We start from the raw sequence: 662 nt of genomic DNA, 5'->3' as shown, positions 1-662 counted from the left end.
TAAACGATAATTTAGCAGCTTAGAGCTGAACGGAAGAGACGTCAATCTCACCAGACATTAGCTTGGGCAACAGGAAATCCCGTAGTGTTGAAAGCCGCAAGTTTTCGATGCTATTGTTAAGCATCTCCTGAAACATTGGCTCTGCAACACAGAGAAACGCTTTAGCATCATCATCAGATAGCTTCATGATTTGCTCTGAATCAAAATCTCTAGTGGTAATCGCATCAAATACAGCTCCACTTGCTTTATGCTTAAGTCTATCAACAGCTTTGAGGGTGTAAAAATAGACAAGAAGTTGATGTGTTTCCTTGCCGACAAGTGCATAACAGGATTGATTCATAGCCATCGGAACTCCGGACAGACCAACTTTGCCAACAGTACCTCTTGCCGTAACGAAAACTGTATTCACAGGATATAGTCGACTATTGCAATGTGAAAGTCCCTCTTCTGTAATAGTCTTTTCTGTGATAAATGTATATGGTGTGCCAACATCTTTTGGAGTAAAGAAAGCAATATTACCGTTCCAATACGCAGTTTCGCCTGTCTTGGGGGTTCCACCGCCGAGTATTTGTATTAAATCAGTGTATCTAACCTCAGTATTTGATCGATTATAGAGGCTTGAAAACAATGCGGCGGCTTGCTGCTCTAAATTATCGTTTATC

The 662-nt window shown here is 41.1% G+C and carries 1 protein-coding gene; it reads right to left on the bottom strand.

Annotated features, from left to right (window positions below; genetic code table 11):
• Positions 1-19: 19 nt before the first annotated feature.
• The coding region (locus WMO20_RS14450; RefSeq protein ID WP_349187313.1) for a restriction endonuclease subunit S at positions 20-662 on the bottom strand (643 nt) is incomplete at its 5' end.

The organism is Faecalibacterium intestinale (assembly GCF_040096575.1).
GTDB lineage: Bacteria > Bacillota > Clostridia > Oscillospirales > Ruminococcaceae > Faecalibacterium > Faecalibacterium intestinale.
This window is presented reverse-complemented; position numbering and strand designations above follow the sequence as displayed.